We start from the raw sequence: 3,698 nt of genomic DNA, 5'->3' as shown, positions 1-3,698 counted from the left end.
GCATTGATCGTGCCGATGTTGATCAGGATCGCGCCGGCGCCCTCGGCCATTGCCGCGATCTCGTCGACATGGATCGCCATGGACGGGATCGCGCCGAAGGCGAGCAGCATGTTCGCCGTAATGTTCTGCGCCACMGTATTGGTGAGGCATTGCACCCGCGGGCGGCTCGCTGCCACCCGCGCCAGCACGCCTGCAACGACCGTCGCGTCGAGGCGGGCCGCGGTCATCGTCGCGCTCATTCCGCCGCCGGCAAGTAGAGATTGCCGCCCTTGGCGAGGAATTCCTGCGATTTCTCCGCCATGCCCTCGAGCGCCGCGCGTTCGTTCTCGCCCATCGCCAGCACTTCGGCGCGCAGATCCTGCGTGATCTTCATCGAGCAGAATTTCGGCCCGCACATCGAACAGAAATGCGCGACCTTGTGGGCATCCTTCGGCAGGGTCTCGTCATGGAAGGAACGTGCGGTATCGGGGTCGAGCGCCAGGTTGAACTGGTCCTCCCAGCGGAAGTCGAAGCGGGCGCGCGAGACCGCGTCGTCGCGGATCTTGGCCGCTGGATGGCCCTTGGCGAGATCGGCGGCATGGGCCGCGATCCRATAGGTGATGACGCCGGTCTTGACGTCGTCGCGGTTGGGAAGGCCGAGATGCTCCTTGGGCGTGACATAGCAGAGCATGGCGCAGCCGAACCAGCCGATCATCGCCGCGCCGATGCCCGAGGTGATGTGGTCGTAACCCGGCGCGATGTCGGTGGTCAGCGGTCCCAGCGTGTAGAACGGCGCCTCTCCGCATTCGCGCAGCTGCTTGTCCATGTTCTCCTTGATCTTGTGCATCGGCACGTGGCCGGGGCCCTCGATCATCACCTGGCAGCCCTTGTCCCAGGCGACCTTGGTGAGCTCGCCCAGCGTCTCCAGCTCGGCAAACTGGGCGCGGTCATTGGCGTCGGCGATCGAGCCCGGACGCAGGCCGTCGCCGAGCGAGAAGGAGACGTCATATTTGCGCATGATCTCGCAAATCTCGTCGAAGCGCTCGTAGAGGAAGCTCTCCTTGTGGTGCGCGAGGCACCAGCGCGCCATGATCGAGCCGCCGCGCGAGACGATGCCCGTGACGCGGCTCGCAGTGAGCGGGACATAGGGCAGGCGCACGCCGGCATGGATGGTGAAATAGTCGACGCCCTGCTCGGCCTGCTCGATCAGCGTGTCCTTGAAGACCTCCCAGTCGAGCTTGATCGGGTCGCCGCCGACCTTCTCAAGCGCCTGGTAGATCGGCACCGTGCCGATCGGAACCGGCGAGTTGCGCAGGATCCAGGAGCGGATGTTGTGGATGTTGCGGCCGGTCGACAGGTCCATCACCGTGTCGGCGCCCCAGCGGATCGCCCAGACCAGCTTCTCGACCTCCTCGGCAGCGCCGGACGTCACGGCCGAATTGCCGATATTGGCGTTGATCTTGACCAGAAAATTGCGGCCGATCGCCATCGGCTCCAGTTCGGGGTGGTTGATATTGGCCGGGATGATGGCGCGGCCGCGGGCGATTTCCTCGCGCACGAATTCAGGGGTGACGAATTCCGGAACCGAGGCGCCAAAGCTCTCGCCATCGGCATGGCGCTCGCGTGCGCCTTCGAGCATCGCGGCGCGGCCGAGATTCTCGCGATGCGCGACATAGATCATCTCGGGCGTGATGATGCCGGCCTTGGCGAACTCGTACTGGGTCGCCATCTGGCCGGGCTTCGCCTCGAGGATCGGGCGTGAGGCCGGGCAGGCGGGAACGAGCTGTTCAGGCGAGATATGGCCGTTATCGGCGGCAGTGACGGCGCGGCCGGGCACGGTCGTGAAGCCGCAGGCATCGAGCCAGGCGCGGCGCGGCTGCGGCAGGCCGGCATTCAGGTCGATCGTGACATCGCTCTCGGTGAACGGACCGGACGGGTCGTAGATCCGGACCGGCGGCTCGGAATCGGTGGTGAGCTGAACTTCGCGGAAGGGCACCCGCATCTCGGGATGGTCCGGCGGCGCGACATAGATCTTGCGCGAGCCGATGATCGGTCCGGTCGTCACGCTTTGAGGGGCAGCCTTGACGGTATTCTTCTGGGGCTTGGTGTGGGCGTTCATGGGATCTCCTCCTTGGTCCAAGGTTCAGGAGATCCGGGTTTAGAAGCGGTCCAGTCGCTGTCTGCGGGTACACGTGTGGCGCACGCCGCGTTCCAGTCCCTCCGCCGGTATGACCCGGATCAGGTTCGACGGGTTCGGCTTTGGACGCCATCTCAGCTCTTGCGAGCACCCCTCGGAACGAAGCGGAGGTTAGGGCCGGCGGCTCTTGAACGCAACCGACAAGGGGCGGGATGCGGCCCTGCCATGCGGCGCCGGAATGCCGGGCTCAGGCGAGAATGTCGACGGTCTGGCCCTGGCCAGCGGCAAGAGTAGCCTTCTGGGACTCGGCGCTCTGCTGCAGCATATCCACGAGCGCCTGGTCGGACATCGCCTGCTGCTTCACCATCGCTGTCTGCAAGGTCTGGCGGGTCGAGGCTGCCTGGCTTGCGGCAAAGCTCTGCGCGATCGCGACGGATGTCTCACTCATCATCAACTCTCCTTACGATAGGTCTTAAGCCGGAGAGCTTGCTGATTCCTGAATCTCCTGAGCCGGGGAGACCGGCGCGACGGTCGCCCGCCGCGCCGGTTCTATTGGTTCACTGCGGCTGGTTCTGCCCGGCCAGCAGCGGGGTGATGCGTCGGAGCGTGACGCGGCGGTTCTCGCGGGCGGCCTCCTGCGTCTGCACCTTGAGATACTGCTCGCCATAGCCCTGCGTCGTCAGGTTCTCCGGCGGCACCTGGAAATCGCGCGTCAGGATCTCGGCGACGGATTGGGCCCGGCGATCCGAGAGCGAGAGGTTGTCGACATCCGAGCCGACGGCGTCGGTATGGCCCTCGACCAGGAAGACCTCGTTCGGCGCGCGCTGCAGTGCCTGGCTGATCGAGGCGGCAATCACCGAGAGCCGCTGCGCCTGGTTGGGGGTGACCTCCCAGGACCCGGTCTCGAAGGTCACCGTGTCGATATCGACGCTGCGCATGCGGGCGCGCAGGTCAGGCGAGTAGCGGACCTCGTCGAGCGTGTAGCGGCGTGGGATCGCGGCGATCGGCGGGGCGGTGATCGTCTCATAGATCAGGCGCTGGTCGGCCTGCTCGGCGTCGACGATATAGCGCTCGCGCGGGATCGGCAGGGGCGGCGGCGGCAGCACGACGACCTCGTCCGAGAAGCGCATATCCGGCCGATCGCGGCGGGTGTTGTCGATCATCACGATCTCATCGCCATCGCGCATGCGCCGGGTCCGGCGGATCAGGCGGCCATCCTCGTCGGTCACGGTGATGATGCGGCTGCCGTCCGGCCGTTCGAACACGGTCACGTTCTCGTCTCCGCGCCGTTCGGTCCGTCCCTGCCAGCCGAGGTCGCGGAAGCGCTCGGTCTCGTCGCGGCGGATGATGGCACGGTCGTCGTCGCGGATGATCGTGCGACCGGGCTCGCGAATGATCGTGACGTCGCCCTCGCGGCGCTCCTCGCGGCGCCCGCGGACATCGTCGAGGCGGGTCGCGCCCTGCGTCGCCATGATGCCGCCGAGCACGCCGACGCCAAGGCCGATCGCAGCCGCGCCACCGAGGCCGATGCCACCGCGACGGCCCTGCCGGTCAGGCGGGGGCAGTTGCCCGGGTCCAGCGG

General features: G+C 66.7%; 4 protein-coding genes and 1 riboswitch. All 4 genes read right to left on the bottom strand.

The window, feature by feature from the left end; genetic code table 11:
* A partial coding sequence (locus tag AC1D34_RS35095; RefSeq protein ID WP_476826728.1) for a hydroxyethylthiazole kinase occupies nucleotides 1-227 on the bottom strand: 227 nt, incomplete at its 3' end.
* 8 nt (nucleotides 228-235) lie between these two features.
* Nucleotides 236-2,098, bottom strand: a complete 1,863-nt coding sequence (gene thiC / locus AC1D34_RS35090; RefSeq protein ID WP_476826727.1) for a phosphomethylpyrimidine synthase ThiC — start codon at nucleotides 2,096-2,098, stop codon at nucleotides 236-238.
* Between the two features lie 78 nt (nucleotides 2,099-2,176).
* Nucleotides 2,177-2,281, bottom strand: a riboswitch (TPP riboswitch).
* An 82-nt stretch (nucleotides 2,282-2,363) separates the two neighbouring features.
* A complete protein-coding gene (locus tag AC1D34_RS35085) occupies nucleotides 2,364-2,564 on the bottom strand; it encodes a hypothetical protein (RefSeq protein WP_476826726.1) in 201 nt (66 codons plus the stop codon).
* Nucleotides 2,565-2,673: 109 nt separating this feature from the next.
* On the bottom strand, nucleotides 2,674-3,698 hold a 1,025-nt coding region (locus AC1D34_RS35080; RefSeq protein ID WP_476826725.1), incomplete at its 5' end, for an OmpA family protein.

Source organism: Allobosea sp. P1_A7 (assembly GCF_056406775.1).
The sequence above is the reverse complement of the archived record's forward strand: the minus strand, read 5'-3'. Positions and strand labels throughout refer to the sequence as shown.

Coding starts and splice junctions, on each gene's coding strand:
- AC1D34_RS35085 (WP_476826726.1), bottom strand. CDS start 2,564: ATGAGTGAGACATCCGTCGCGATCGCGCAGAGCTTTGCCGCAAGCCAG.